23 protein-coding genes are annotated in these 25,416 nt (G+C 37.6%); 16 read left to right on the top strand and 7 right to left on the bottom strand.

Annotated elements, in window-relative coordinates:
- Nucleotides 1-63 precede the first annotated feature (63 nt).
- Both A2J09_RS06805 and A2J09_RS06810 read left to right on the top strand, forming a co-directional pair.
- Nucleotides 64-348, top strand: a complete 285-nt coding sequence (locus tag A2J09_RS06805) for an ArsR/SmtB family transcription factor (protein ID WP_375142630.1) — start codon at nucleotides 64-66, stop codon at nucleotides 346-348.
- Between the two features lie 49 nt (nucleotides 349-397).
- Entirely contained in the window at nucleotides 398-781 is a 384-nt protein-coding gene (locus A2J09_RS06810; protein ID WP_012294384.1) for a VOC family protein, read from the top strand.
- A 49-nt stretch (nucleotides 782-830) separates the two neighbouring features.
- On the opposite strand, the gene A2J09_RS06815 is transcribed toward A2J09_RS06810, so the two are convergent.
- Nucleotides 831-1,010 carry a hypothetical protein gene (locus A2J09_RS06815; RefSeq protein ID WP_036161610.1) on the bottom strand — a complete coding sequence of 60 codons (180 nt, stop codon included), beginning with the start codon at nucleotides 1,008-1,010 and terminating at the stop codon, nucleotides 831-833.
- An 82-nt stretch (nucleotides 1,011-1,092) separates the two neighbouring features.
- On the bottom strand, nucleotides 1,093-1,935 hold the full coding sequence (locus A2J09_RS06820) for a copper amine oxidase N-terminal domain-containing protein (protein ID WP_031418166.1): 843 nt from the start codon (nucleotides 1,933-1,935) through the stop codon (nucleotides 1,093-1,095).
- A gap of 141 nt (nucleotides 1,936-2,076) precedes the next feature.
- Here A2J09_RS06820 and A2J09_RS23910 point away from each other — a divergent pair, with 141 nt between their 5' ends.
- Nucleotides 2,077-2,241, top strand: coding sequence for a hypothetical protein (locus A2J09_RS23910; protein WP_171821090.1), 165 nt, complete (start codon nucleotides 2,077-2,079; stop codon nucleotides 2,239-2,241).
- A 130-nt stretch (nucleotides 2,242-2,371) separates the two neighbouring features.
- Here A2J09_RS23910 and A2J09_RS06825 read toward each other — a convergent pair whose 3' ends face one another.
- Nucleotides 2,372-2,854, bottom strand: a complete 483-nt coding sequence (locus A2J09_RS06825; protein ID WP_012294388.1) for a DinB family protein — start codon at nucleotides 2,852-2,854, stop codon at nucleotides 2,372-2,374.
- 93 nt (nucleotides 2,855-2,947) lie between these two features.
- Nucleotides 2,948-3,565, bottom strand: coding sequence for a LysE family translocator (locus A2J09_RS06830; RefSeq protein WP_012294389.1), 618 nt, complete (start codon nucleotides 3,563-3,565; stop codon nucleotides 2,948-2,950).
- 244 nt (nucleotides 3,566-3,809) lie between these two features.
- On the opposite strand from A2J09_RS06830, the gene fabZ reads away from it, so the two are divergent.
- Both fabZ and A2J09_RS06840 read left to right on the top strand, forming a co-directional pair.
- Nucleotides 3,810-4,235, top strand: a complete 426-nt coding sequence (gene fabZ, locus A2J09_RS06835; RefSeq protein ID WP_036161614.1) for a 3-hydroxyacyl-ACP dehydratase FabZ — start codon at nucleotides 3,810-3,812, stop codon at nucleotides 4,233-4,235.
- An 871-nt stretch (nucleotides 4,236-5,106) separates the two neighbouring features.
- Nucleotides 5,107-5,928 (top strand): polysaccharide deacetylase family protein, encoded by an 822-nt coding sequence (locus tag A2J09_RS06840; protein ID WP_080695249.1) that lies wholly within the window; start codon nucleotides 5,107-5,109, stop codon nucleotides 5,926-5,928.
- On the opposite strand, the gene A2J09_RS06845 is transcribed toward A2J09_RS06840, so the two are convergent.
- Nucleotides 5,909-6,181 (bottom strand): hypothetical protein, encoded by a 273-nt coding sequence (locus A2J09_RS06845; protein ID WP_012294394.1) that lies wholly within the window; start codon nucleotides 6,179-6,181, stop codon nucleotides 5,909-5,911. The two genes, A2J09_RS06840 and A2J09_RS06845, sit on opposite strands and share 20 nt — an antisense overlap.
- Before the next feature lie 797 nt (nucleotides 6,182-6,978).
- Here A2J09_RS06845 and A2J09_RS06850 point away from each other — a divergent pair.
- From A2J09_RS06850 to A2J09_RS06875, 6 genes are all read left to right on the top strand, one after another.
- A complete protein-coding gene (locus A2J09_RS06850; protein ID WP_031418171.1) occupies nucleotides 6,979-8,493 on the top strand; it encodes a lmo1851 family serine protease in 1,515 nt (504 codons plus the stop codon).
- A gap of 71 nt (nucleotides 8,494-8,564) precedes the next feature.
- The gene (locus tag A2J09_RS06855) at nucleotides 8,565-9,467 is read left to right on the top strand and encodes a CobW family GTP-binding protein (protein WP_031418173.1); all 903 of its coding nucleotides are present in this window, start codon (nucleotides 8,565-8,567) and stop codon (nucleotides 9,465-9,467) included.
- 444 nt (nucleotides 9,468-9,911) lie between these two features.
- A complete protein-coding gene (locus tag A2J09_RS06860; RefSeq protein ID WP_012294395.1) occupies nucleotides 9,912-10,598 on the top strand; it encodes a CAP domain-containing protein in 687 nt (228 codons plus the stop codon).
- Nucleotides 10,599-10,824: 226 nt separating this feature from the next.
- Nucleotides 10,825-12,258, top strand: a complete 1,434-nt coding sequence (locus tag A2J09_RS06865) for a spore germination protein (protein ID WP_012294396.1) — start codon at nucleotides 10,825-10,827, stop codon at nucleotides 12,256-12,258.
- Nucleotides 12,255-13,283, top strand: a complete 1,029-nt coding sequence (locus A2J09_RS06870) for a GerAB/ArcD/ProY family transporter (RefSeq protein WP_012294397.1) — start codon at nucleotides 12,255-12,257, stop codon at nucleotides 13,281-13,283. Before A2J09_RS06865 ends, A2J09_RS06870 begins: the two co-directional genes overlap by 4 nt.
- Nucleotides 13,273-14,352 carry a Ger(x)C family spore germination protein gene (locus A2J09_RS06875; RefSeq protein ID WP_012294398.1) on the top strand — a complete coding sequence of 360 codons (1,080 nt, stop codon included), beginning with the start codon at nucleotides 13,273-13,275 and terminating at the stop codon, nucleotides 14,350-14,352. Before A2J09_RS06870 ends, A2J09_RS06875 begins: the two co-directional genes overlap by 11 nt.
- A 40-nt stretch (nucleotides 14,353-14,392) precedes the next feature.
- On the opposite strand, the gene A2J09_RS06880 is transcribed toward A2J09_RS06875, so the two are convergent.
- Nucleotides 14,393-15,742 (bottom strand): MATE family efflux transporter, encoded by a 1,350-nt coding sequence (locus A2J09_RS06880; protein WP_036161618.1) that lies wholly within the window; start codon nucleotides 15,740-15,742, stop codon nucleotides 14,393-14,395.
- 170 nt (nucleotides 15,743-15,912) lie between these two features.
- On the opposite strand from A2J09_RS06880, the gene A2J09_RS06885 reads away from it, so the two are divergent.
- Nucleotides 15,913-16,989 (top strand): undecaprenyldiphospho-muramoylpentapeptide beta-N-acetylglucosaminyltransferase, encoded by a 1,077-nt coding sequence (locus tag A2J09_RS06885; RefSeq protein ID WP_012294400.1) that lies wholly within the window; start codon nucleotides 15,913-15,915, stop codon nucleotides 16,987-16,989.
- A gap of 72 nt (nucleotides 16,990-17,061) precedes the next feature.
- Here the strand turns inward: A2J09_RS06885 and A2J09_RS06890 are convergent, their stop codons facing one another.
- On the bottom strand, nucleotides 17,062-17,610 hold the full coding sequence (locus A2J09_RS06890) for a GNAT family N-acetyltransferase (protein ID WP_012294401.1): 549 nt from the start codon (nucleotides 17,608-17,610) through the stop codon (nucleotides 17,062-17,064).
- A gap of 541 nt (nucleotides 17,611-18,151) precedes the next feature.
- Between A2J09_RS06890 and A2J09_RS06895 the strand changes: the two genes are divergently transcribed.
- The 4 genes from A2J09_RS06895 to A2J09_RS06910 all read left to right on the top strand — a co-directional run bounded on the left by A2J09_RS06895 (nucleotide 18,152) and on the right by A2J09_RS06910 (nucleotide 25,410).
- Complete coding sequence (locus A2J09_RS06895; protein WP_012294402.1) at nucleotides 18,152-20,179, top strand: sensor domain-containing diguanylate cyclase; 2,028 nt, start codon at nucleotides 18,152-18,154, stop codon at nucleotides 20,177-20,179.
- 113 nt (nucleotides 20,180-20,292) lie between these two features.
- Entirely contained in the window at nucleotides 20,293-20,970 is a 678-nt protein-coding gene (locus tag A2J09_RS06900) for a response regulator transcription factor (RefSeq protein WP_036161622.1), read from the top strand.
- Nucleotides 20,967-22,352: a HAMP domain-containing sensor histidine kinase gene (locus A2J09_RS06905; protein ID WP_036161625.1), complete on the top strand. Its 1,386-nt coding sequence runs from the start codon at nucleotides 20,967-20,969 to the stop codon at nucleotides 22,350-22,352. The genes A2J09_RS06900 and A2J09_RS06905 overlap by 4 nt, the downstream gene beginning before the upstream one ends.
- A gap of 232 nt (nucleotides 22,353-22,584) precedes the next feature.
- Nucleotides 22,585-25,410, top strand: coding sequence for a 2-oxoglutarate dehydrogenase E1 component (locus A2J09_RS06910; RefSeq protein WP_036161628.1), 2,826 nt, complete (start codon nucleotides 22,585-22,587; stop codon nucleotides 25,408-25,410).
- Nucleotides 25,411-25,416: the final 6 nt, after the last annotated feature.

Below are 25,416 nucleotides of genomic sequence, written 5' to 3' on the forward strand. Positions count from 1 at the left end.
TTGCAAATGATAGACGCTAAAAAATTTAAAAAGAGGGCAAAAAAAGTTGTCTATACTCGTTTTATGAAATGGGACAAAGATGCTATATTTAAAGCACTTGCGAACTCGACTAGGAGGCTTATCATAGATGAACTATGTGAACGAAATGAAATGACCTTGTATGAGCTCACGGTTCATCTACTTTTGAAGTATGAGCTTTCCATAACGAGACAAGCAATTGCTAAACATCTTGTTGTTTTGGAGGGGACCGGGCTTGTCACTTTCATGAGGAAGGGCAACTACCGAATTGTTATGTTTTACAATGAGCCACTTATTGAAAGAGTGGGTAGAATAATTTTACGAACATGAACAGGTGGAGGCAAGCAAGTTGCGTTAACTAGCAGAGGAGGCTATTCAAATGAACATTATTGTGAACAGTATTTTTGTAACAGACCAAGCAAAGGCATTGTCATTTTATACAGAAAAGCTTGGATTTGTAAAAAAGGAAGACGAACCATTAGGAAAACATAGATGGCTGACGCTTGTATCGCCAAATGATTTAGAAGGAACTGAGCTTTTACTGGAGCCGGATGAACATCCTGCCGCAAAGGATTACCAAAAGAGAATATTTGCTGAGGGTATTCCTGCCACGATGTTTGGTGTAGCAGATATTCACGAAGAATACAAGCAATTATTAGAAAAAGGCGTAGAATTTACGATGGTGCCAACAAAAGTGGGAGCGGTCACAATAGCGGTCTTAGATGATACTTGTGGCAATCTTATTCAGATTATCCAAAAATAATTCATATTGAAAGCGTGTTTAGAGTCTAGTCCAAACACGCTTTTTTTATTTATTTGTGTATTGCTAAACCTCGGTCAACATTTAACAAGTCGAGGTTTTCTTTTGGTTGTGCATTCACGGTCTGTTCTTTAGCTTCAGCTTCTTCGCTTGGCGGCGCTTCCTCTGATGAACAGGCTGATAAAGCAAATAATAAAAATAATACCAAACTAAATGACAGTAATTTCTGCATGAGGCAAACCTCCATCCATAAATCGTTGATATGAATATTTTGCACATTTTCATACAGAATATGTTTAGTTTACTGTTATTTTTTAAGCAACGGTGTTGCTAATAATTTTGTTGAATCCGTTGTTAGTGGCCGCATTAATAAGCTTTTGAATAGACTCCTTGTTAATATCTGAGAATATATACCAACTATCATTACTAACATCATGGAGAAGAACAGTAGGATAACCTTCTAATAATTCATCCGGGAATGCCTGATTTAATGAGTACATATCGAACTGCTGAACACTTTTATTGTCAGCGTTTAAAAAATCATATTGTCCAAGCTTATAATAAGATCCAGGTACGTCCAGATTTAATTGCCAAGAATAGTCTTTAGGAGCTTCTACTTTAGCTCCTTTTTGCTGAAAAATCTTGAACATAGCGTGATGATAGCTATTGCCCTTCATTTCTTGAATAATGCCACCCATCGTCATGTGATATTCATAGTGAAGGGCCTTGATTTTTTGATTGTTTAATAATAATGGCTTAGTGGCAATAGTGACAGTACTTTGTTTGTAATCAACTTGACTGCCGAATGTTTCCGCAATAAAGCGAAGCGGTACATAAGTACGATTGTTTTTAAGATATGGTGTTGCATCCAAGTGCTCGGCCTTACCATTTTTCATGACGGTCTGACTGTTTAATGTTAACAAAACAGTTGATTGGTTCATGGTAAGAGTAATTTGTGAATCCTTCCATTGAACCTGTGCACCTAGATTTTCACTAATTACTCGCAATGGTACCATGGTACGATTGTTTTTGACCTCAGGTGCTGCATCTGTTTTCACAACAACTTCGTCAATCATAAGCTGAGGTGTTGCTGCGTCAGCAGGGGAAGCTGTCCATAATACAGAGGTTAATAATAAGCCTGTAAAGATTTTTTTCATGGAAATTATCCTCCTTTATTTTTACGACCTTATTTTACCATAAAATTCAATTACGATTGTGATAGTTTACTATTTATTAATTTTTAACAGTGTATAAACCGGTTTTGAAATCGAATACTAATCGTGAAAGGAGGTTTTTTTGTGAAGTTTTTAACTTGGGGCATAGTAGGTGCAGCATTGTTCGCTGCTATGAAAGGTTACGGGAAATCAAGTCAAGGACAGAAGGATAGCTACCAACAAACGACAACACCTGTTCAATTAGTAGCTAATGCGAATCCTTTGACAGCTAATACACCGAAACAGTAAGAGGCGTCACGGCTTATAGATTATGTTGATCTATAAGCTTGTTATATTTTACATAAAAATCCTATAGTTGCTTGATAAAGATAGATAGAATATTGGTTGATGTCAATCACCCTTAAGTGGCAAAAGGATTTTAAGAAGCTTCCTGCTGAGACTCCTTTAGAATCCGATGAATCGTTAAGACAGCCTGTATATGCATGCCCTCATGGAAAATAGTCCGCCATAACACTTGTTCAATGGTTTGCATGCCCATCTCAATAGGGGAAAATTCTTCCATCAGTCGATGACCATATTGTTCCTTTAGCTGTTCTGGCTGCTGTGCCAATAATATTTTTAATGCCTCAAAAGATGGCGTATTTTCATCAAAATCATCAGGTGAGGTGCCGAACCCAAACCAGTGAACGAAAGAATTTAATTCCTCTTGTTTTTCTTTCGTTAGAGCCTCTATCCATAAATATTGATCAAGATATAAATGGCCCATATTCCAGCGGATATTATTGCGGAAGCCAGTTGGAATGATATGGGCCTTTTCCTCTGTTACATCATCTAGTACTTGTAGTAGCTCGCTCCGGTAATGCTGTAGTTGTTGAAATAAATTTTCTTGTCGCTGATTCATTGTAAAACCTCCTTGAAGTATGTATTAGCTATTTTCACCTAATTTCCTGCAAAAAAAAAAGAAGAACTCTGATGAGGGTTCTTCTAGTCACATTTATTTACTTTGTGTTTGCAAAGCTAGTCTTACACCGAGACCGATATAGACAAAGCCAACTGTTTTTTCAAGCCAACGGGAGCTGCCACTTGCTTTTGTAAAGATTTTTTCACCGATAAAGCTTGTCACAACAGCTAGTAAAATAGTATACAACGCGCTCATTACTACGAAAGTAATGCCAAGTGTCAGCAGCTGGACTGTAATAGATGTCTCATTATGCTGGATAAATTGTGGTAAAAAGGCAAGGAAAAATAAGGCCGTCTTTGGATTTAGTATTTCTGCTAAAAAGCCTTGGCGGAATGATGTACTCGCAGGGCTTTGTTCCACAGTAGGTTGTTCAATTTTCTTCGGTTTCGTAACAAGCATCTGTATCCCTAAATATACAAGATAAGCTACACCAACATATTTCACCACTTCAAAGGCTGTGGCAGATTGCATTAAAATAGCTGATAGACCTAAAACGGCTGCTAACGTATGGACTAAGTCACCGAGGCCGATACCTAAGGCTGTGTAAATGCCGTTTTTCTTACCACTTTTTAGCGTTTGTGTAATGGTGATAATAACTGCAGGTCCTGGAATTAAAAATAATAAAAGAACTATTGCGATAAAAGATAACATGCTTACCATCCTATTCTAATAAACTAATCATTCTAGGGTGAATGCATGACATATTATATTCTAGTGACTATAGAACTGTCGATAAAGAAATATTGAAAAAGGAATGAAAAAATATTCAGAAAATATTTGAACGAGGTGGTTTATTCAGATTGAATGGAATTTTTATGCATGTAACGATTTTATTAGTACCAACTAATAATATTTAATGATAGAATTAGGTCATTAAAAAATGGGAGGTATCTTCTTGTTAACTAGTCAACAAATTCAAGAAATTTTGCCACATCGCTATCCATTCCTTTTAGTAGATCGCATTGTGGAATTAGAGGAAGGGAAACGTGCGGTAGGTCTTAAAAATGTGACCATCAATGAGGAGTTTTTTAATGGACATTTTCCTCAGTATCCTGTAATGCCAGGTGTGCTCATTGTGGAGGCATTAGCCCAAGTTAGCGCTGTAATCATGCTGACGAAGGAAGGCAATGAGGGAAGACTAGGATTACTGGCAGGAATAGATGAATGTCGCTTTAAAAAACAAGTGAAACCTGGAGATCAATTACGACTTGAAGTTGAAATTACACGCATAAAAGGCTCAATCGGTAAAGGGAAGGGACTCGCGACAGTTGATGGAGAAATGGTTTGTGAAATGGAGCTTGTGTTCGCGTTTGGTAATTAATGTACGCAATGAAGGGACAATTTTGCCATGTACAGCGCTTATAGCTGAAGCTTCTTTGTGAAAATGGTCATTAGATGCCTCTAAGCGCACTACACCACTAACTTTCTTTGATATAGTAAATGGACAAACAGCAAACATTTATGAGAGAAAGAGGGGTTTGGGTCGCTGTTTTTGAACGAAAAGAAGGGCTGTTAAGGGCTGAGGATGCATTGGATAATGATTTTTGTGATCGATTTGTACAAAAAATGCATAAACAGATTCACCATAAAAAACGCCATCGAGCTATCTATCAGTGCTATTTTGTTTTTTTCATCAACAATATACAAAGCTAGAGCTAAGGCTATATAATCCGTATTTTATGGCAGCAGGCGTATCAAATTTTGCGTTTAAAGCCAATTTCTATAACATTGAGCGGGGTTATTTTGCCCATTTTTATGTTGATTGCTTCCGTTTTAAATGGCTTGTCCAAATGTAGTATTTGCGATATTTTACAACTTATCAAAATGAAGATGAGCATTATTCAGAGCATCATTGAACATTTACATTTTTAGCCTCTTAAAACGCCAGAACATCGTGACTCGAATAAATGGTCCAATGGTTTATCAAAAAGCTGTTTAACGCTTCACCATAGTCTACATAAGACCAAGTCTAATAGGTCAAAGCGAAGGCTATCAAAATGCCTATAGTCGAAATCTTATTATGATGGACGAGCTTAATTTAGAAGATTTTGGTGTTGTTGGAAAACCTATCTTCACAGCCATTATCTCTCAGTTATGGTAAAATGCATTTTTATTATTTATTGAAACGTAAGCATTTTTTTGCGAATTCCTCAAATAATAAAGTACGAAAAAAATTTTGGGGACGTGAAGATTTGAAAAAAGTATTACTGTTTTTACTGCCACTTTGTTTGGTTACGGTGTCATTTTTTTATGTCAAGGCGAGTACTTATGACAATAAAGGGAGAAAGTATTATGAAGAAGCGGGGCAAATACTATGGGAAATCCAAACGGAGGAGAAAATCATTGCTCTTACTTTTGATGATGGACCACATCGCACCTACACAGCGGATGTTCTGGATGTTTTGGATAAATATCAAGCAAAAGCCACTTTCTTCATTGTCGGTCAAAATGCAGAAAAAAACCCTGAGCTTATTTCGAGAATGTACGATGAAGGGCATGAATTGGCCAACCACACCTATACGCATCCTTTAAAAACAAATGTCTCAAATTTGATGAAGGAAATTGATCAAACCAATGCAACTCTTTACAGTATTACCGGCTTTAAACCAACATTATTCCGTCCGGTGGAAGGGCAATTCTCCGATGCAATGATAGATGCAATTGCCAAAGAGGGCTATAAAGTGGTGATGTGGTCCTGGCATTTGGATACGCTTGACTGGAAAAGTCCAGGAGTTAATCGAATAGTGAATACCGTATTAAAAGGAGTAAAGGCAGGTAATATTGTGTTATTCCATGATGGTGGAGGTAACCGAGCACAAACTGTGAAGGCACTGGAGCAAATATTACCGGAGCTTGAAAAACAGGGTTATCGATTTGTGACGGTTTCAGAATTGCTTGAAGTGCAGATGGCGCATAAAAAAATGGAAAAAAACAGTAGTGTTGAGAGTCTTCTTTCAACACTACTTTTTATGGTGCTATCTCTTTATGTAAAGGTTATTTTAACAATTTTTTGATGTGCTTCAGCTCACTAATTAAGTAATCAATTTGCTTCTGCATAGTATCAATTTGAACGTTCGACTGACTGTCTCCATTATTATTTTGAGAAGTATCCTTATTAGCGTTGACAAGTGCCTCTAGTGCGAGACCTGATGCAATAGTCTGTAGGCCATCTCCTAGTGTTGAAATGGCAGTACCAATATAAGCTAACTTAGCTGCATAAATTTCTAGGGAATCATTGTTTTGATTGGGCTTATTATTTCTTCCCATTATTTTTCCTCCTTATGTTTGTCGTTACTTGCATCATATGCGTGAGGAAGAGAAAAGGAGAACGATTTAATTGATTCACAGGAAATGGTAAAATTAACAGAACGACAGCATATTGGAGGAGCGGTCATTGACATATATATAGATCGTTGAAATGGATAGACAATTGTTGGGAGGAATAGGCTGTTATTGAAGGAGCAAGAAAAATGGGTTCCTGCATTTCCCTGTTAATTGGAATAAACGATTAGTAGGCTTTCTTATATGTGGAAGTTACGACGGAAAACGTCTTAGTCGCAGCCAGCAAGCTATGCCTCTCAGTTGACCTGGTTCAAGATTAAAAGCATGGAAAAGTTGATGGAGAAATCGCCGCCACCCTATGAGGTCTTCTCTGTCATCTATAATGGACAGCTTATTTCTTTTCACCGATTAACGGTTCATTCGGTCTATAAAAAGCTTCAGCACAGTATTAGGAGTACCTGTGTAAAAAAATGTCCATGATTTGAAACTTTTTGAGTCATTGGCACGTTATAATCTTATAGTATTTCTATGAGTCAATTGATTTTTTAGTTGACTGCTACTAGGAAATGAGTAAAATTAGAAGGCAGTACCATTATATACCTAAAGCTTTTATAGGGAACAATGGATTCATGAGCATTAGGATGCTAGATGGTTGGAAGCATGATCAGACAAGGTCTGTCATAAAATTTGGACAGTCTTTTTCTTTTCGTCTTCTGTATAACCTGTTAAGATGGTAATAGTGTGACAACAAGTTAGTGTATATGAGAGTGGTGACAATCAAGATGGATGAACAGAAAAAAGAAAGTACAGAGCAGCAGCAAGAGCCAACGCCTGCTGAAATCAAGCCAGCAGGACAATTTATACAATTAAAACCGTTTAAATTCATCATGCTAATGTTCTTTACAATTCTTATTACTGCCGGCTTAACGATTTTTGCGTTAACATTTGGTGATAAGAAAGTGGTAGAAGTGAAAGTTCCTGTAGAACGTGAGGAATTTACGAAATTATATGAAGCATTTGATTTACTGAAAAATAACTATTACAAAGATATTGAGGATGAAAAAGTAGTTGATGGTGCTATTAATGGCATGTTCGATGCATTAGGCGATCCGTACTCTGATTTTATGGTGAAGGAAGAAGCAGACCAATTTAACTCTGGTTTATCTTCAAGCTTCCAAGGAATTGGTGCAGAAATTCAAGAACGTAATGGTTATATTACAGTTGTGTCACCGATCAAAAATTCTCCTGCTGAAAAGGCAGGCTTATTACCAAAAGATATCATCTTAACGGTCGATGGGAAAAGCATTCAAGGCTTCAGTGCTACAGAAGCAGTTGCGTTAATTCGCGGCGAAAAAGGAACATCTGTAAAATTATCAGTGAAACGTGGCGAAAATACTGAGCCTATACAAATGACTATTGTTCGTGATGAAATCCCAGTAGAAACTGTATACGGTGAGATGCTTGATGGCAATATTGCCCATATTCAAATTACATCGTTTAGTGAACAAACTGCTCAAGAGCTTGAAAAAATCCTTGTTGAGTACGAAGGCAAAGGTATGAAGGGGATTGTTTTAGATTTACGTCAAAATCCTGGTGGCTACTTAAAGGCTGCAGTGGATATTTCTAATTTATTTGTACCAGAAGGCAAAGCCATTGTGCAGGTACAAGAAAAAGATGCAGAACCAGAAGTCACAAATGCGATTGCTGGTAAAAAATACGATTTACCAATCACTGTTCTAGTTGATGGTGGTAGTGCTTCTGCCTCTGAGATTTTAGCTGGTGCCTTAAAAGAATCTGTTGGTGCAAAGGTGGTTGGTGAAACATCCTTTGGTAAAGGCACAGTCCAAAATGTCACTCCGTTGAAGGACGGCTCTAATCTGAAATTTACTACAGGTAAATGGTTAACGCCGAACGGTAACTGGATTAATGAAAAAGGGATTACTCCTGATGTTAAGGTTGCTTACCCATCATATGCCTCGTTACCATACTTGAACGCTTCTATGGAAATGAAGGCAGGTATGCAATCAGACACTGTGAAGGCGGCAGAAGAGATGCTTCAAGTACTAGGGTATGAACCTGGTGAAGTAGATGGTCTTTTCGATGACAATACAGCGCGTGCAGTAGAACAATTACAAGCTGCGAATAATCTTGAAGAGACAGGTGTTTTAACAGGAAATACAACGTATGCATTAATGGATGCGTTACGTGCAAAAATGAAAGCTGATGATCCTCAGTTGTTAAAAGCGAAAGAGCTTCTATTAGGTACAGCTGAAAAGGCTGAGGAAACTACAAACTAACAAATACAGCTGTCGCAACAGTCGTCTTTCACGGCATCTGCGACAGCTTTTTTTATAGGAGGAAGAAGAGAATGAAGGATGTATACCTATTTAGTGGCTTTTTAGGGAGTGGTAAAACATCAATGCTGACAGATGTAATTCGCCAACTAAAAGAAAAAAATTTAAAGCCAGCCGTTATTATGAATGAACTTGGCAAGCTACCATTTGACTCACAGGCCGTGGAAAAGGATATTCCACTCAAAGAGATGCTAGAAGGCTGTATTTGCTGTTCAGGTGCTGAAAAGACGGAGGCACAAATTCAATCTCTTCTATTAGATAGTGATTTTGATGTATTAATAATTGAAACAACTGGTGCTGCTCATCCAGTTGAGGCATTAGATGCGGTGTATTCACCATTGTTTGCTGATCAGCTTAATGTCAAAGGCATTGTTACAGTAGCAGATTCTAAGCTATGGCTTCACCGTGATACTCTGACACCACAAGTACGTTCTCTATTTATGGAACAAATTCGCCATGCTCACCTATTACTAGCGAATAAAACAGATCTTTTAACAGAGGCAGAGCAAGCGCAAGTAGTCTATGAGCTACAAAGCTTAAATCCCCATGCCTTTATTTTGCAAACGACAAATGGACGAGTACCTTTGTCATTGTTAGAAAGCTTAAAGGCAACCGCACAAATGGATAAAACTGATATTGTAAAAGCGCCGATAGCCTCTATGCAACTTGGCTCGCGCTTAGTAGAATTCGCTGATATGGAGTTTACCCAGGAGCAATTTGAAGAATGGGTACGTGCCTTACCTGAAACAATTTATCGAATGAAAGGATATGTACCGATTGAAGGAGTTAAAAATCCAATGCTATTCCAATATGCATATGGCATGGTTCAATGGCTACCGGAATATATAAAAATGCCTGCGAAGCTTGTTATTATCGGTGAAAACGTAGGATCTCTTCCTGTCATTGGCATTCAATAAAGAAAATGTAAACCTGTGGATATTTGCACAATTTAGACAATGTGTAGATTACGCAGGTTTTTTTATTTTTATGTAAAGAGAATGTAACGTGTCTGTAATATGTTTGTAATATAAATGGTGAGAAGAGCCACTAGAAGTAGTGATATCACAATTCTGGGGGCTTTCGATAAGGATATTTAGAGGGACTGAATCAGTGAATAACGCATACATTTTGGACTCGCTTTCGGGGCAAATTTACGATAATATTAGCTAGATTTAAAGGGGTGTCAACCCTCTTTCAAACGTAAGTATTTCATAGATTGGTTAATCCTACTAAGAAATATAGCAAAAAAACGTAGATTTTTCGCGTATTTATTTCCGCGTTGGGGTAGTTAGCAAATGCTGGTAAGAATTGAATGAAAATTATCCTTTACGATAAATGGCATAGAAGGAGGAATTGCAAACATGAAAAAAACACTAACTGCAATTTGTGCAACATTTCTTTTAGCAGCTCCAATTCAAATAGCTTCTGCTGCTACAAATACAACAGAGGGGAATTCAGTAAAGCAAACAACAAACTGTAAAGTTTATTATAAATGGTCTAACAATCATAAATGGAATATTCAATTCCCGCAGGCATCTACACCATCTAATGAGACGCCTTCAACAAATACTAATAATACGGCAGCAACGCCAAACAATAATCAATCATCACAAAACGAAAAACCAGCAACACCACCAGCTAGCTCTACACCTTCAACAACAACTTCAGATGTGAACGCATTTGAACAAGAGGTAGTAAAATTAACAAACGCTGAACGTACAAAAGCTGGTTTATCACCATTACAAACGGATGATAAATTAATGGCGGCAGCTCGCGAAAAATCACAGGATATGCAAAGTAATAACTATTTCTCACATACAAGCCCAACATTCGGTTCACCATTTGATCGTATGAAAGCTTTAGGGATTACCTATAAAAGTGCAGGAGAAAACATTGCACAAGGTCAACGTTCACCACAAGAAGTAGTGCAAGCGTGGATGGATTCACCTGGTCACCGTGCTAATATTTTAAATGGTAAGTTTACGCATATTGGTGTAGGCTACGTGAAATCAGGTAATTACTGGACGCAACAATTTATTACTAAATAAGAGTTGTGTTCAAGAAAATGTCTTATAAGTCTACTAGGCTTATAGGGCATTTTTTTGATGGCATGAAGGTAGAAAAGGGGGATGGATGTACAGTTACAGATAAAAATATTTTTCAGTAAGATGCCAAGATGATATCGTCAGGGCATCTTTTTGGGCGATGAATCCCTCTATAACGCGTTTGAAATAAGCGAAAAATGCTTATACTCTCAAGTAGAGGAGGCGTTTTATGGATAGAGTGGAATATATGATGAAAAGCCTGCAAAAAGCATTCTACCATTCCTCTGATTTGACAGTCAGACAGGTAGATTGGCATGAAGGAAATACTGCTATTTTATGCTTTTACACGTCTCTTGTAGATGCGAAGGAAGTGCAAAAAGTTCTAGATACCATTTATGCACGTTTAGATTCCGATAAACCTTTTTGGAGTGAAACATTAATTACAACATTAGACAATTTTTCATTACCCCTCGCCATTGAGCGAGTATGTCAGGGAGAAACCATCGTTATTTTGCCTGAAACAGGAAAAATGCTGGCACTTACTATAGTGAATGAAGTTCGTCGAAATCTCGAAGAGCCGAGTAACGAAAGTATTTTGCGCGGTTCACATGAAGGTCTGATTGAACGTGTGGATACCAATTTAGCGTTAATACGTAGGCGTGTCAATAATCCTGCACTGGTAGTAAAATCATTTACGATTGGTCGACAAACGAAAACAAAAGCCTATTATCTTTATATGGATGGGGTAATAAAGCCAGAAACATTACAAGAGATAGAGAAGCGGATTGCAGCTCTTCAAATAGATTATTTTTATAGCTCTGGTCAATTAAGTGATGCGTTAGAGGATTCGGTGTTATCTCCCTTTCCACAATTGTTAAATACGGAGCATCCAGATCGTGTAGTAGCCAATTTAGTAGAGGGTAAGGCTGTAGTCATGACGGATATTTCACCGACGGCTTTCATTGGTCCTGTTACTTTTTTTTCTTTCTATCAAACGCCAGATGACTATAATGGTCGAGTTGTCGTCGGTTCTTTTTATAAAATTGTTCGTCTTCTGTCATTTATAACTGCCGTTTTTTTGCCCGCTTTTTATATAGCGATCATTAGTTTTCACTTTGAAGTCCTACCTTTGGAATTAAGTAATCAAGTGAAAAACGATGTCAATGAAATTCCTTATCGACCATTGATTGAAGCGTTGATTCTAGAGATTATTATGGAATTAATTCGAGAGTCAAGTATTCGATTACCACAATCGGTAGGACAAACGATTGGAATCGTAGGGGGGTTAGTAATAGGGGATGCTATCGTAAGTGCGGGATTAGTATCCAATTTAATGGTAATAGTCGTCGCCTTAACGGCTATTTCCAGCTATGTTGTCCCGTCGGTTGAATTAAATAGTACCATTCGGATGATACGTTTTCCCTTTATGGTGCTAGCCTCTTTGTTTGGGTTTTTAGGGATTGTCGTGGGGGTTGTCATATTACTCATTCATCTTATTAATTTGACGTCTTTGAAACAGCCTTATTTTTCGCCTATCATTCCTTTTCAACCGAAGGCTGTGCTGAAAATTTTTTTACGCTGGCCGTTTATCAAGCCGACCGTGCAAGTCACATCTTTCCAACCACCAAAGGATGAACAAGCCAAAAACGAGGATACACCATGAATATTTCCTTGACGAAGGCGCAGTTCTTTTTACTATTATTTATATTTCAAACGGGTATTGTCTACATCGCCTTTCAAACGCCGTTAATTAGCTCCAGTAAAAATAGCTCATGGTTAATTTTTATTGTAGCGAGTGTGATACATTATGGCCTACTTCTATTTTTTGAACGGTATCATTCGTATTTCTATTTAAATGTTTTTTTTCGTTGGGTTTATCAAATCTATTGGCTGTTATTGACTGCTGCGTTTATTGCCTATATGAGCTATGTTTTGGCATCGTGGGTATTGCCACAAACACCTGAGTGGATAGTCGTTGTCATTATTGTTGTACTATCACTATATGCCAACTTAAGTCGACCCGAAACGGTCATCAATATTGGTGTGATGTTGATTCCTATTATTTTCCTATTCGTCACTTTTCTAATGCTAGCGATACCAGATTTAACTTGGAGTAATCTTTTCCCCATAGAATGGAAGCATACAAAACAAATAGGAGCTGGTTTGATTCATAGCATCTATGCGTACTTTGGGATTGAAATGTATCTAATTTACCGACCATTTTTACAAAAAGATTTACAGGTAAAAGGAAAGCCCTTATTGATGTATCAGCTAGTTATTTTTGTGTTTTATTTTATTTCAGTTCTTTTTACACAAATGTTTTTCTCAATCGAAGAAATCAACCTCATACCGGAGCCCATTATGTATATTTTAAAATCCCAGGAAGTTACATTTGTCAAGCGACTTGATATTTTTTTCGTTTATATTTGGCTTTCTTGGTCAATTGTCACCGTCATGATTTTTGGTCTATCTTTTCGAATGCTTCATTTTGTGAAAAAAAAGCAGCATCCAAATAGTCGTATTATTGTGTATCATATTTTTCTAGCCATCCTACCACTCTTTGTCATTCATTTTCGAAGCATTGAGTTGATCAAAAATTCCTTACACTATGTATTTATCTTCTTTACTTTCTTATTACCCATAGTCATTATCGGTTGGAATAAATGGAGGGGAAAAAGTGTATCGTAAAGGGCTAATGATTGCCATGTCGTTCTTACTGCTAGCTGGATGTTGGGATGAGCGCCTTTATAAAAACTCTTCCGTTGTGACACTCGTAGGGATAGAAGGATATGTTGGAGCGTATAAAGGTTATTATGCCTATCCGACTTCGATGACTCAAGACACGGAAATTATCGAAGCAGAAGGATTGTCACCCCGTGAAGTCCGGACAAATGCAAATTTAAAAGTGGAGCAAACACTTGATTTATCGGAGCTATCAACGATTCTAATTTCTGATCATACAGCGAGAGAATCGATCTATGAATTATTGGATATTTATTTTCGGGACCCCCAAAATCCTATATCTATTAAAATGGCGCTTACGGATGGGGATGTCAAACCGTTTGTAGATTTGACAAAAGATTTAACGAATAGTGCTGGAAGCTATTACCAAAGATTTATTGAAAGTTCAGAAGATAATACCTATTTTCCGAAGGTCAATTTACAAGAAGTAGGTTCGATGCTTTTTGATCAGACAATTGATATAGCTTTGCCTTATTTTCAACTTAGTGAAGATAAAAAGCATGTGGTGGCAGGAGGCTTAGGTTTATTTACTGGACCAAGCTTTACGGGCACTGTATTAACACCGTCCCAATCCTTAACGATGCTGCTATTAATGAATCAAAAAAGTAAAGCGGCACGGATGAGCTATCTGTGGCAAAAGGATGGGAAAGTCAATCCGATTACTGTCGATGTATTAAAGGTGAAGCGTAAATGGACTGTCAATGAGGAATTGCGAACAATAGATATGAGCTATACCATTGATGTGGAGGTTGAAGAATTTCCGCACGATCATTTATATAAGGATGAAATTTTTCAGGACGTACAACAAATGATAGAGGAAAAAATGCAAGCTGAATTTGAAGAAGTCTTGCGGATTCTTCAAAATCAAAAGTCTGATACATTAGGGATTGGTCGTTATATTCGGGCTTACCATCCGAACATGTTTAAGAAAGAAGATTGGCATACAGAATTCTCCTCTTTATTACTCAAACCGAAAGTGGATGTAAAAATCATTCGAACAGGAGTTTTACGTTAAAAAATCGCCTTTCCTAGAACTTAGGATAAGGCGAATTTTATTAGGCAGCAGTCACTCTTTTTTGAACAAGTAGCAAGCGAATCAATAGTGTAGCAGCGCCAGTAGTCAATCCTGCAACGAGTCCAATCCAATAGCCAAAAGGCCCTAAATCTGTGTGGGTCGCAAGCAAATAACCAACTGGTAAACCAATTACCCAGTAAGAAATAATGGCCATAATAAATGTTATCATTACATCTTTATAGCCTCTTAAAGCACCTTGTACAGGGGCTTGGATGGAATCTGATAGCTGAAAAATAGCGGCAAAGACTAAAAATTGCACGGCATATTCAATGACGTTACTATCTGTCGTATACATGTGCGCAACGGGTTCACGGAAAATAAAGAGTATACAAGCAGAAATAAAGCTAAAGATGATGGCAGTACCCACACAAAGATAACTATATGTACGTGCATCTCGCATGCGGCCTGCACCTATTTCAAAGCCCACTAAAATGGTGACACCCATCGAAATGCTTAGGGGCACCATATAAAGGAGGGAAGTGAAGTTAATCGCAATCTGATGGGCAGCAATAATGGTTGTGCTAAAATTACTCATCATCATTGTGACGGCTGAAAAAATACTTGTTTCTGCGAAGAGTGAAATGCCAATCGGCACACCAATCAGCAAAATTTCCTTCCATTGTAGCCATGCAGGCTTGCGCCAATCGTGAAACATACGAAATCGTTCAAAAGGCACTCGTTTTGCGATAATCCAAGCAGTAATGAAGAAAATCAGCCAGTAAGTAATGGCTGTGGCTACCCCGGCTCCAATACCACCAAGCTCAGGTAATCCAAATTTTCCGAAAATAAAAATGTAATTCAATACAATATTAATAGGTGTTGTCATTAAGGTAATGATCATCGTGACACGTGTTTGTCCGAGTGCATCAATGAAACAACGCATAACAAAAAATAAAAATAGTGGTAATAGACCAGCGCACATCGCATAGATGTAGCCCTTAGCTATAGTATGTACAGATGTTTCTAAGCTCATTTTGCTAAGTATCCAATCGATGCCAAAGAAAAGTCCGATGAAAATAATGATGGACAGTGTAATGGCGACATAAATGCCTTGTTGAACAGCCTTTTTAGCATCCATTTCCTTTTTTGCCCCAACAAGTTGGGAGACAATCGGTGTTATGGCTAGGAGAATGCCAGATAGTCCTGTATAAATCGGCATCCAGATGGAGGAACCAATCGATACACCTGCTAAATCAGACGTCCCATAGCGACTTGACATTAACACATCAAAAAAAGAAACAAGGTAGATGGCTACTTGTGTCACTAGAATAGGGATAATCATTTTTAAAAGTAGTGCGTATTTTTCTTTCAAAGTGGATGTTTGATACATGTATGATACTTCCTTCATTAACATAATGAACAAGTATAGCATATGTAAAGAGAGAAAAGCTGAAATTTTATGGCTTCATCTATATCTTTTCGTTGGCATATAGTAAAATAGAACACTGTAAACAAAAAGTAGTCTACCTACAATGGTTTTTAAGGAATAGGAGAATTCATGTGAAACAACAAACAATCATTTTAACCGGTGGTGGGACAGCTGGCCATGTATCGTTGAACCAAGCGATACTCCCGTCTTTACTTGAACTAGGTTATGATGTCCACTATATTGGCTCAGAACAAGGTATTGAAAAAGAATTAATAGGCGAGGCTTTCCCTGATGTACCTTTTTATGGTATTGCAAGCGGCAAATTGCGTCGTTACTTTTCAATGAAAAATTTTACTGATCCATTTAAGGTGCTTGCGGGAATGATGCAGGCTTTTCGTATTATTAAAAAAGTAAAGCCGCAAGTCGTATTTTCGAAAGGGGGCTTTGTTTCTGTCCCTGTTGTCATGGCAGCCAAACTGGCAGGTGTTCCAGTCGTAATCCATGAATCAGATGTGACACCTGGGCTTGCCAATAAAATTGCTCTACCTTTTGCCTCTCACGTGTTCACCATTTTTGAAGAAACATTGAAGCATTTACCAAATGATAAAGCAACTTGTACAGGTTCCATCATTCGTCCTGAATTGTTGGAAGGGGAAAGAGCAAAAGGATTAGCATACTGTGGCTTTACGACATTAAAACCTGTTTTGCTTGTCATGGGTGGAAGCTTAGGCTCAGTGGTTTTAAATGATGCCCTTCGAAAAAATTTACCAGAGCTTTTAAAACAGTTTTATGTCATTCATCTATGTGGGAAAGGGAATTATGATGAAACGTTAGCTTCATTGCCTGGCTATAAACAATTTGAATATGTGACGACAGAGTTGCCTGATTTAATGCATGCAGCAGACTTCATTGTGTCTCGAGCGGGGTCAAACTCTATCTTTGAATTTTTGGCACTTCATAAACCAATGCTTTTGGTGCCATTATCTGCTCAAAAAAGCCGTGGTGATCAAATATTAAATGCTAATTTATTTAAAAAGCAAGGCTATGCAGAAGTGTTACAGGAAGAAGCTTTAACAAAGGAATCCTTCATGAAGTCTGTTTATACATTAACAGAGCGACAAGTGGAAATGGTTGAAACGATGTCCAAAACAAAGAAACCAAAAACGCCTGACGAGATGGCGTCATTAATTTTGCACTATCAAAAATAAATATCCATTAAAAAAGCTATGAGGGATGTCGATGATGACAACACCTCATAGCTTCTTCTTATAGTAATAGGCTTACATTGCTTGCTCTTCGCCTTCTTGCATTTCATAAGCAGTTGTTAAGTAGAATAAATCCTTTGGAATTTTAAATAAATCAAATTGTGCCATACCACTATTTACTTGAGCTAACAAAGTTGGGTGACTTTCATTAGCGCTCACAACATAGGGTAATTTTAACGCAGCACGCTGTGATTTTATATTTTCAACGCGAATACGGAGGAATACCGTATGAAAATTATATTCAAAAAATAACTCGTTTAAAAAAAGCATTTTTGCCTTTTGATTATAGCCTTTTCCTTGGTAAGGGAGTCCAATCCACGTTCCTAAAAAACCTGCACCGTCTTCAACATCGTGTATACTAATGGTGCCGATTGGTTGACCCCAGTCATCAGTAATGGTCCTCGAGATAGCGAGTCCTCTCGCTTCCTCTTCGATCAATTGCTTTGTCATAAACCAGTATTCATCAGCGGATGTGGCTTTCTGACGGACAAAAGGGAATACAGAAGGGTGTGATAATAGCTCATAAAGCTCTGTACATTCATGCAGGTCTCGATGTTTAAGCATACGAAACGCCTCCTTTACTAGGGTAGTTAAAACAATTCCGTTGAAGCATAAAGAAGAAAACTAAATTTCGTACTGGAATTAAAACCCAAAGAACTAGACGTTATAACTATGATATTCCATAATCTCCCGCTGTCTTACTGATTTCGACCATACCGAAAAAAGACTAGTTTTTTAAATATAATATAACATGCTAGCTGTTTGATGCAATCATTTTGCTCGTAAAAAACAAAATTTTAAGTTTAATAGTCAGTAAATTCTGATAAATGGATAGAAATGATTCATTTATTTGCCATATTTAAAATTAAGTAAATTCTATTACTTTTATCTAAAATTAATCAATTAAATAGTTCTATAGTATTATGTTTTTATATTTAAATAGTTAAATTATCAAAAATGTCCTTAAAAGGATATAATTTATCTAATTCTAGAACGGTAATTTTTTATTTTTATGTTATAATAGCAGAATTAGTTTTTGCGTATAATGACGTATATACATAGCATTTTATTATGATGGCAATGGCCTTTTTCTGGAGGTGACAGTATGGAGTATCTTTTAAGCGAAGATTTTTTTAATGAATTATTTATTGGCAATGATTTTGTTTTTCTTATGAAAAAAGTAAAGGAAGATTTTCAATATATTCGCTTAAACAATGCAGCTCGAGAACTGTTATCGATCGATGTAATTGGAAAAATGCTTTCCGCCGTTACCTCGAATCGAAATTTTTCGATCATTCAGAAAAACTATCATCATGCAATTGAAGAACATATTCAGGTTGACTATGTAGATTATGCATATGTACAGTCGGAGGTTCGTAAATATGAAACAACTGTACGCCCTTTGCGCTATAATCAGGAAGACTTTGTTTTAGCCATTACAAAGGAAATTCATTATGACCGTAGTATTGAAGATAAGTTTCTGTTTATGCGGTCCCTATTCGATCATGCCTTTTTTTCGACTGTTGTGTTATCAGCTGAAGGTATGATTTATGAAGTGAATTCAAGCTTTATGGAAGATTTTCAAATAGATAATGAAGCCGTCAAACAAAAAATGTTTTTTGATTTACCGATTGTTCCTAAAGAAGAAGTTCAGCAAATTAAATGGTATCTACAACAAGCGGCTAGAGGAGAAAACGTTCATGAAAAGTTTGTAAGACTGCTTACATTGGATCACCAAGAACGCATGTATTTACTGTCACTTTCGCCTGTCATGCAGGAGGATAATTCCTTTGCAATCTTTCTGATTATGCAGGACTTCACACAGTTCACCTTGCAAAAAGCAGAATTACGTTCGAAATCTCACGGCTTTGAAGTGTTTAAGTCGGCATTAAATTCAGCTACGGCCATTGCTATTTTAGATAGTGAATGTCATATTTCAGAAGTGAGCGAGATGTTTTTACAAGCTTCAGGTTACACAGAAGAGGAATTAATTGGTCAGCCTTATGCGCTACTTAAGCCACGGTACCAAACACAAAATTTTTTACAATTAATCAATGATAAACTTGCTAGTGGGGAAATCTGGCGAGGAGAGCTGTGCTATCGGACCAAATATCATGCTGATTATTGGGTGGAGGCAACTATCGTCCCATTAAAAAATGAGTTTGGTGAAATTGAACAAATTTTAACCATTAACTATGATATTACAGACAAGAAAAGAATGTTCACAGAACTAAAAAATATTGAACGAACTTTCCGTCTCATTACGGAAAATACAAATGATTTAATTGTCATCACGAATGAGGATGGAATCATTATTTATGCTTCACCCTCCTATGAAATATATTTAGGCTATGAAAATGTGGAGCTACAAGGTCAGTTTTACAGTGCCATTATTGATACAGAAAGCCAGCATGAATGGCAAACATTTATAAATAACTATACTGGTCAGACAGATACACAGTTCGAGCTTTTATTGAAGGCGAAGGACGGCACACCTATTTGGACAGAAGGCAATGTCACGGTGGTTCATGACCCTGATCGAGAAAAAGTTTCACAAATTATGATGGTGTCCCGTGAAATTACCCATCGTAAAGAGAGAGAAAATGATTTGCTGTATCTTGCCTACCATGATTCTTTAACACAACTTCCTAATCGCCGTTATTTACAAAAAGAGTTTCCGACAATATTGGCAGAAGCCAACGAAAACAATGCAAGTATAGCGATGCTTTATTTAGATGGGGATGATTTTAAAGCTGTCAATGATCGCTTTGGCCATGATACAGGGGATGCTTTTATTCAGAGCTTTGGTCAGGCTTTGAGCAAAACCGTTAGAAGTCATGATATCGTTATTCGAATAGGGGGTGATGAATTTCTTGTCATCCTCACAGGTCTAACGAGGGAAATTGAAAAAAGGCATAGTCAAATTATGCATATTATCCGTCGCATTCGAGATGAATTAGCAACAGGCTGGATGATTGAGAATCATCAGTTTACGCCAACTGCTTCAATAGGAATCTCGTATTATCCAGATCATGCCCAAACATTGGATGAATTAATGGATTTGGCTGATCAAGCACTATATAAATCAAAAGAAGCAGGGAAAAATAATCTCTATATTTCGGAAGCCCATTAAAAAAGTCTGTCCACAAATTATTCGTTGTGAGACAGACTTTTTATTTGATGTTATGCTATAACAGTATAGGGATAAAAATCCTACATCGTTATTTCGGAATAGAAGGTGATTATGTGCCTAAGAAAATATTATTAGTGGAAGATGAAAAGCATATTGCGCGTTTTGTTGAGCTCGAATTACAGCATGAAGGCTATGACGTGACGGTTGCCTTTGAAGGGCGGGAAGGGCTATCCCTGGCAACAACAGATGCATTTGATGTGCTATTACTAGACGTGATGCTACCGGGTATTAATGGTATTGAAATTTGTCGGCGAATTAGGACACAATCTCAAGTGCCTATTATTTTAATAACGGCAAGAGATGCTGTTATGGATCGTGTAGCTGGTCTCGATGCTGGAGCAGATGACTACATCGTCAAGCCATTTGCGATCGAAGAACTATTAGCAAGAATTCGAACGATTTTACGTCGTGCAACAACACAAGAGCCAGCAAATAGTGAATGTTTGAGTTTGCGTGATATTGAGATAGATATTGCAGCCTATGAAGTTTTCGTGCAAGGGAATAAACTCGACCTAACTAAGACAGAATATGATTTACTGAAACTATTAATTGAACACAAAAATAGAGTTTGTACACGCGAGCATATTTTAACATCTGTATGGGGCTATGATACAGATATAGAGACCAATGTGGTAGATGTGTATATACGTCATTTACGGTCTAAGCTCCCAGGTGATACGAATGCCTATATTGAGACGGTTCGAGGGGTTGGGTATGTGATGCGTGAATGAATCAGTTACTTATGTACCTCCGTCGTCAATCTTTGCAGAAAAAATGGATGCTCACCTCCAGTAGTGTGATTTTTTTAAGCTATACGATTATTTGCGTGGTTGTTTATATTTCCCTCCATACGTGGCTATTAAATGATGAGGAAAGCAAAGTTGAACGGACTAGCAGGGATATTATTTCATTTTTACAATCACAGGGACCAGATATTACGATTCAACAAATTCAACAAAATACTGGTTTGCTCAAATCGATTGTCGACCGAGATGAAACTGTTAGAATGTTTAATGCGGACGGCGTGGATATTTTGCGTATCAATAATACTTCAGCTGCTGCACCACTTAGCTCCATGCAGGAGATTTTTGAGACGACCATTGATAAGCAGGATGTACTGGTCATGAATGAACCAATACGCTTAGGCTTTTTTCAAGGATATGTCCAGGTTGTCCATCCGCTCACTGGTTTTCAATCGCTCATGCATTATCTATTAACAGCCATGCTCATCGCAGGTGTTGGGGCATTGGTGTTATCAGGTTCTATTGGATATTATCTAGCCAATTATTTAATGAAGCCATTGCGTGAATTACGTGCTTCCATGAAAATGGTGATGGATCAAGGCTTTAATGAGCCCATACAGTTAACCAACACGTCACACGATGAGATTGGTGATTTATTGAACATGTACAATGCCATGATGAATGAGCTGCAAATTTCTTTTACACAGCAGCAACAATTTGTCGCTGATGCTTCTCATGAGCTTCGTACGCCCATCCAAGCAATTGAAGGACATCTTTCTCTGTTGAAAAGATGGGGCAAAAATGATCCAGCTATTTTAGAGGAGTCGATTGATACTTCATTAACAGAAATTGCTCGCATGCGTAAAATGATTGAGGAATTATTAGAGCTTGCAAGACGTGAGGAAAAAGATGAAATGAGTGAGGCGAATGCACTAGCTGTAATTGAAGCTGTTATCGATGAAATGGAGCTTGTACATCCAAAAGCGCGAATTATGCTGTCGAAAAATGATGAAATAGGTCCTTTATTTATAACTGAAAATGCACTAAGTCAAATCATTCGTAATATAATAGAAAATGCAATTCGTTATTGTGAAAAAATTCCTGAGATACAAATTTCTATTTCAGTTGCTGGAAATTATGCATGTTTAGAAATTGCTGATAATGGTATAGGAATAGCAAAAGACAATATTCCTTTTATATTTGATCGTTTTTATCGAGTGGATGAGGCAAGGAACCGTAAAATTGGTGGAACAGGCTTAGGATTAAGTATCTCGAAGATGTTGCTTGAAAAGTATAATGCCACGGTAGAAGTCAAGAGTGAGGTTAATATTGGAACCGTTTTCTCGTTAAAGATCCCGCTAAAATATTAAGAAAAATGCACGCTTTATTTCATTATTCTATCCTTTGCGAAAAAAATTGCTTAATTTGCTAAAAAGAGTTGTATTTTTTGTGAAGAGTAGTAAGATTGAGATGGAAAAAACGTTCTTTAAAATATGGAAAAGTAGTGTGAAACATTCTTTTAAAGAACGGCTAAATATTATATAATTAATTGCAATTTAATTAATGGAACTGCCGTAAGGCAAAATTTGGAGGTCATTTTTCATGTCGAACAACGTTACAACTGTAAGTTCTCCATGGTCAGCTTTCTCTGGTCCTAACCTAGGATATGTGATGGAGCAATACGACTTATTCTTACAGTCTCCTGAAGAAGTAGAACCGGAGTTAGTTTCTTTATTCCAACAATTTGGTGCACCAGTAGTAGTAGAAGGTGAAGTAGCTGTAGCTAGTCATACAGCAGCGGCTCCTGCTGGCGATTACAAAAAAGTGTTAGCCGCTGTGAGATTAGCCGATGCAATTCGTTCACGCGGTCATTTAGCAGCAGATATTTATCCTCTGAAAAACCGTGAACTACAAACAGCTCAAATTGACGAAAGCGCGTTCAACTTAAGCGCTGCAGATTTAGCTGAAATTCCTGCAGCAATCTTCTTCAAAGATGTGCCAGCAAACGTGAAAAATGGTAAGGATGCAATTGACTATTTAAAAGCTATTTATACAAATAAAGTAGCGTTTGAATATGAACATGTAGTAGCTACAGAAGAACGTAATTGGATTCAAGCGCAAATTGAATCAGGCTCTTTCCAACAAGCACTTTCTTCTGATGAAAAGAAAGCCTTATTAGATCGTTTAACACGTGTTGAAAATTTTGAGAAATTTATCCATAAAACATTTGTAGGACAAAAGCGTTTCTCTGGTGAGGGCTTAGATACGCAAATTGTACTATTTGATGAAATCATTAAAACTGCAGAAGCGCTAAGTGTTGAAAAAGTACGTATTGGTATGGCACACCGTGGTCGCTTAAATGTTTTAACACATATTTTAAATAAACCTTATGACATGATGTTCTCTGACTTTGCACATGTATCAAATGATTTATTTATGCCGGAAAATGGTCGCCTTGAAATTACAAAAGGGTGGACAGGTGATGTGAAATACCATATGGGTGCTTCTTATAACCGTGATTCAGGTATGAATGTGAAACTTGCCTACAACCCATCTCACTTAGAAGTGGGCAACCCAGTAGTTCTAGGTGCTACTCGTGCAACACAAGATGACACTTCAAAGCCAGGTCAAGCGGTTCATGATCGTACAAAAGGCTTAGGAATCCTAGTACACGGTGATGCAGCATTCCCAGGTCAAGGTATCGTAACTGAAGTATTAAACTTCGCTAAAACTGAAGGATTTACAACTGGTGGTACTATTCATATTATCGCGAATAATATGATTGGTTTCACTACGGAACAATATGATTCTCGTTCTTCTGTTTACTCATCTGACCCAGCAAAAGGGTATGAAGTACCAGTAGTTCATGTGAATGCAGATAGTCCAGAAGCAGTGGCTCAAGTAGGTCGCTTTGCAGCTAACTATCGTCAAAAATTTGGTAAAGATATTGTTGTTGATTTAGTTGGTTACCGCCGTCACGGTCATAACGAAACAGATGATCCAACGGTTACAAACCCAGAAACATATAAATTAGTTTCTAAGCACGAAACTGTTCGTGCGTTATATGGTGCAGCATTAGTAGCAGAAGGTCTTGTATCAACTGAAGATGTAGCAGCATTAGATACAGCTATCTATGCAGAAATGCAAGCTGCTTACGATCATGTAAAAGAAATGGCTTCAAAAGATGAGCATCATCAATTAGAAATGCCAGAAGAATTAAAAGTAGAGTTCCCACAAATTGATACAGCAGTTGGTGCAGAACGTTTAGGTAAAATCAACGAAGAGCTTCTAGTGTTTGAAGAAAACTTCGAGCCACAGAAAAAGCTTGGAAAAATTTTAGAAAAACGTCGTGATGCATTTGCATCTGCAAAAATCGATTGGGGTCATGCGGAAACTTTAGCATATGCAACAATTATCCAAGATGGCACACCAGTACGTTTCACAGGTCAAGATGCTCAACGTGGTACTTTCTCACAACGTCACTTAGTGCTTCACGATAAAAACAATGGTAATGTCTTTACACCACTTCATCATATTTCTGGTGCAAGTGCATCCTTTACAGTACACAACTCACCACTGACTGAAGCAGGGGTAGTTGGCTTTGAGTATGGTTACAATCTAGAAAATGGCCATGTATTAACAGTTTGGGAAGCACAATTTGGTGACTTTGCGAATATGGCACAAGTAATGTTTGATAACTTCATTTCAGGGGCACGCTCTAAATGGGGTCAAAAATCTGGCATGGTGATTCTATTACCACATGGTTATGAAGGCCAAGGTCCAGAGCACTCTTCAAGCCGTATGGAACGTTATTTACAAATGTCAGCAGAAAATAACTGGTTTGTAGCAAACTGTTCAAATGCAGGTAACTACTACCACTTATTACGCCGCCAAGCAGCGTTATTAGGTACTGAAGGTGTTCGTCCACTTGTGGTTGTATCACCAAAATCATTATTGCGTCATCCATTAGCAGCAGCTAATGCTGAGCAATTAGCAGATGGTTCATTCCAAGAAGTGATTGAACAACCTGGCTTAGGTACAAAAACGGATGCTGTAGAGCGTATCGTATTAGGTACTGGTAAAGTGATGATCGACTTAGCAGATCGCGTGAAAGATGGAGAAGGTTTCGATCACTTACACATTGTTCGTATAGAACAACTTTACCCATTCCCAAAAGAGCAAGTTGCTGGTATTATTGCTAAGTATCCTAATGCTAAAGAAATCGTATGGGTACAAGAAGAACCTAAAAACCAAGGCTCATGGAATTATGCACTAGAAACATTATATGAACTTGCAGAAGGTAAAAAGCTTCGCTATGTAGGTCGTCCTGCAATGAGCTCAACTTCTGAAGGAGATGCAGATTCTCATAAAGCAGCTCAATCATCACTTATTGAAGAAGCAGTTGCTGAGCCAGTAAAGGTTAAATAATCACAT

It is taken from the genome of Lysinibacillus sphaericus (assembly GCF_001629735.1).
In the GTDB taxonomy this organism is placed as follows: domain Bacteria; phylum Bacillota; class Bacilli; order Bacillales_A; family Planococcaceae; genus Lysinibacillus; species Lysinibacillus pinottii.

Bases quoted from the DNA above. Each gene is read 5' to 3' on its own strand.
- A2J09_RS06805 (WP_375142630.1), top strand. From the start codon at position 64: ATGAAATGGGACAAAGATGCTATATTTAAAGCACTTGCGAACTCGACT.
- A2J09_RS06810 (WP_012294384.1), top strand. From the start codon at position 398: ATGAACATTATTGTGAACAGTATTTTTGTAACAGACCAAGCAAAGGCA.
- A2J09_RS06815 (WP_036161610.1), bottom strand. From the start codon at position 1,010: ATGCAGAAATTACTGTCATTTAGTTTGGTATTATTTTTATTATTTGCT.
- A2J09_RS06820 (WP_031418166.1), bottom strand. From the start codon at position 1,935: ATGAAAAAAATCTTTACAGGCTTATTATTAACCTCTGTATTATGGACA.
- A2J09_RS06825 (WP_012294388.1), bottom strand. From the start codon at position 2,854: ATGAATCAGCGACAAGAAAATTTATTTCAACAACTACAGCATTACCGG.
- A2J09_RS06830 (WP_012294389.1), bottom strand. From the start codon at position 3,565: ATGTTATCTTTTATCGCAATAGTTCTTTTATTATTTTTAATTCCAGGA.
- A2J09_RS06845 (WP_012294394.1), bottom strand. From the start codon at position 6,181: ATGGGAAGAAATAATAAGCCCAATCAAAACAATGATTCCCTAGAAATT.
- A2J09_RS06850 (WP_031418171.1), top strand. From the start codon at position 6,979: ATGGATGAACAGAAAAAAGAAAGTACAGAGCAGCAGCAAGAGCCAACG.
- A2J09_RS06855 (WP_031418173.1), top strand. From the start codon at position 8,565: ATGAAGGATGTATACCTATTTAGTGGCTTTTTAGGGAGTGGTAAAACA.
- A2J09_RS06860 (WP_012294395.1), top strand. From the start codon at position 9,912: ATGAAAAAAACACTAACTGCAATTTGTGCAACATTTCTTTTAGCAGCT.
- A2J09_RS06865 (WP_012294396.1), top strand. From the start codon at position 10,825: ATGGATAGAGTGGAATATATGATGAAAAGCCTGCAAAAAGCATTCTAC.
- A2J09_RS06870 (WP_012294397.1), top strand. From the start codon at position 12,255: ATGAATATTTCCTTGACGAAGGCGCAGTTCTTTTTACTATTATTTATA.
- A2J09_RS06880 (WP_036161618.1), bottom strand. From the start codon at position 15,742: ATGTATCAAACATCCACTTTGAAAGAAAAATACGCACTACTTTTAAAA.
- A2J09_RS06890 (WP_012294401.1), bottom strand. From the start codon at position 17,610: ATGCTTAAACATCGAGACCTGCATGAATGTACAGAGCTTTATGAGCTA.
- A2J09_RS06895 (WP_012294402.1), top strand. From the start codon at position 18,152: ATGGAGTATCTTTTAAGCGAAGATTTTTTTAATGAATTATTTATTGGC.
- A2J09_RS06905 (WP_036161625.1), top strand. From the start codon at position 20,967: ATGAATCAGTTACTTATGTACCTCCGTCGTCAATCTTTGCAGAAAAAA.
- A2J09_RS06910 (WP_036161628.1), top strand. From the start codon at position 22,585: ATGTCGAACAACGTTACAACTGTAAGTTCTCCATGGTCAGCTTTCTCT.